The following is a 693-nucleotide window of genomic DNA, read 5'->3' on the forward strand; positions in this document are numbered from 1 at the left end:
CGCTAACCAAATCGAAGCCCAGCGCAAGCGGGTTCGATTTGGAGAGGAGGAGCAAGGGAGCGGGCGCAGTTTTCGCCGCCAGGCGGAAACGGAGCTGAGCGGACTTTGCGACGACGACGCGGGGGCGTACCGGTTTCGACGGGGACACGGAAGTGGGAATAGCGGGCGGTGGCGCCTGGCCACCTTAAAACGGGCACTTCTTTATAAATTAAAGAACAACGAAAATTACGCTTACGCTGCTTAATTAACAGCAGCCGTCCAACCCGGAAGGACCACGAGCCGGGATTGGGCGTCGTTTAGTGGTGCACGTGCGCCGGCAAAGCTTTGCGCCGGCCATGAATCATGAAGCTCACCAGACCCCTGGGCGTGACGGCTTGCCCAGGGTGACGGGAACCGGGAGAGCAAGACTCCCGCAATAACCGTCTGCGCCCGGAGAAGTTCCCATGGAAGGGTTTTCGGACGGGAGTTCGACTCTCCCCGCCTCCACCAAAAAGAAAGACACGCTTATAGCGTGTCTTTCTTTTTGGGCTTCGCGGGCCGAGGGCCCGCTCCGCCCTTCGGTGATTCAAATGCTCGGGATGGCAGAGCCATCCCTCCGCCGAGGTTTTGCCTCCGGCAAAACGCTCGTACGCCGCAAAAGCGGCGCGGCCCAGAAGGGCCGTTGGGCAAAATCTCAAGATGGCGAATCGAAAA

At 59.7% G+C, this 693-nt stretch carries 1 protein-coding gene and 1 other RNA gene; both read left to right on the plus strand.

Annotation, left to right across the window (positions count from 1 at the left end; translation table 11 throughout):
• The first annotated feature begins 120 nt into the window (after positions 1-120).
• Positions 121-489: a transfer-messenger RNA gene (gene ssrA / locus B5F19_RS16880) on the plus strand.
• On the plus strand, positions 444-693 hold a 250-nt coding region (locus tag B5F19_RS17805; protein WP_204248365.1), incomplete at its 3' end, for a hypothetical protein. The genes ssrA and B5F19_RS17805, both read left to right, overlap by 46 nt.

It is taken from the genome of Pseudoflavonifractor sp. An184, from assembly GCF_002160305.1.
GTDB lineage: Bacteria > Bacillota > Clostridia > Oscillospirales > Oscillospiraceae > Lawsonibacter > Lawsonibacter pullicola.